We start from the raw sequence: 1,538 nt of genomic DNA, 5'->3' as shown, positions 1-1,538 counted from the left end.
ATTTTAAAGGTTTTAGAATCGTTCTCGGATTATCTTCAAGTAGGAGACATCGTGAATTATGTATTGCGTTGGCTAGGATGGTTCCTAATTGTAGGCTTATCTTTAGTTGTAGATGCTTTAGAAGGTGTGACAGATGCAATTCTGGGGATTAAAGGATTCTTTAATTCACCGGAAATACAAAATTTTGTTGATATGTTATATCCATTGTTTGTCGTTCTTTTAGCCATTTCGTTTTTATATATTGGCTACATGTTTATAATGAACAAACAAATGAATCGTTCTCAAATTATCATCAATATTTTCATAACATTGAGTGTACTTTGTTTATTAAGTACTGGTATGACAAAGGTCGATAAGTTCACCGATGATGCCATAGCGGTTGTGAAATCTGAACAAAAGGGTTCTTTAAGTGATGAAATTATTAAGAAGAATATAACGGATGTTGCAGTAATAGATCAAAACGGATGGAAAAAGAAAGAGGATATGAATCCGAAAAACAATATTCCTGAAAAAAATATTAGACAGATAGATATTACTGAAAAAATAGATAAAGATTTTGCGTTCACAAAGGATAAAAATTTATCGGATGATGGTCAGAAAATTTTGCAGAATAAAAGAGTAATGGATGCGTTAGGAGTTGCATCTTTAGCAGAATTAAAAGATGGATGGTTTGATTTCTTTCCAGAAAAGTATTATCGCTGGCATTGGAATTTCTGGAATATATTCTTTACTTTACTGATAACAGGATTAACTTTGTTATTAGTAAGTATTAAATTAGCTAGATTATTTTATGAGTTAGCATTTAACTACTTGTTGGCGAACCTATTAGCACCAGCGGATGTTGCGAATGGTCAAAAGTTAAAAGCTGTGTTATCCAATATTCTCAATATATTTATAGCAACGATTATGATATTCCTATCTTTGAAGCTATATCTAATTGGGACGGGATTTGTCCATGACAAATTAAATGGTGTACCGTATCTGATTGCATTAGCGGCATTTAGTATGGCAGTTCTAGATGGTCCGGCAGTCGTAGAAAGGCTATTTGGAATAGATATTGGATTAAAGAGCAGTTGGGGCATGTTAGTAGGTGGTTTCGCACTTGGTAAAGGAATTGGCAGTCTCGCAAATTCAAAACCAATGAAGAGTCTCGGAAATATGATTGGAAAAGGAGCGAAAGGTGCAGCAGAAGGAACGGGTGTTGCAGCAGCTAAAACAGCAAGTGCGGCAGCGATGGCAACAGGTGGCGTGGCTGGTCTTATAAGTGGTTTGAAAAAAGGGAGTGAGTCTGAAAATAAAGAGTCCTTGCAAGATCAAATGAAAAAAGCAGATCAGAAAAAAGCAAATGGTAATGATGTAGCAAAAAAAGAAAAAGAAAAAGGTAACTTAAATAAGGAAGAAGATAAAAAGAATGGTGGTATGCCATCTATTCAAGAAGACATGAAAAAAGAAGGGAATGGAAATCCAGAGGTAGCGAATGGGCAAGATTCGGGAACAACAAGTCTTCAAGATGAAATGAAAGAGGCTAGAAAATCAAA

1 protein-coding gene is annotated in these 1,538 nt (G+C 34.9%); it reads left to right on the top strand.

Annotated elements, in window-relative coordinates:
• Positions 1-1,538, top strand: a 1,538-nt coding sequence (locus BM089_RS30395) for a pLS20_p028 family conjugation system transmembrane protein (protein ID WP_346725745.1), incomplete at both ends; no start/stop codon positions are given.

The sequence above is a fragment of the Bacillus sp. 5mfcol3.1 genome (assembly GCF_900114335.1).
GTDB classification, from domain to species: domain Bacteria; phylum Bacillota; class Bacilli; order Bacillales; family Bacillaceae_G; genus Bacillus_A; species Bacillus_A thuringiensis_S.
This window is presented reverse-complemented; position numbering and strand designations above follow the sequence as displayed.